Here is a 240-nt window from a genome sequence, read left to right on the forward strand (position 1 = left end):
GAGGCATAGAAGATCGCGACAAGGAACAGCGCGCCCGTGACCACATTCTCCATGAAGAATACCTGTGAGGCGCCCTTCAGGCAGACCGTGATGAAATTACCGTTCTCGCCACGCATGATCATTCCCTCAGAATGTCATTGCCACAGGAAATCGTCGGGCAGCGTTCGCCCCCGCGCCTCTTCGCGCACCACGGTCCAGAAGCGCTTCACCTCCGCTCGCACGTCATAGCTTTCGACGCCG

At 58.8% G+C, this 240-nt stretch carries 1 protein-coding gene; it reads right to left on the reverse strand.

Annotation, left to right across the window (positions count from 1 at the left end; translation table 11 throughout):
- Window positions 1–122 (reverse strand): urea transporter (locus AC3II9_RS22430; protein WP_489158980.1); only part of this gene is annotated, 122 nt, incomplete at its 3' end.
- Window positions 123–240: the final 118 nt, after the last annotated feature.

The sequence above is a fragment of the Lysinibacillus sp. RU7 genome (assembly GCF_057837305.1).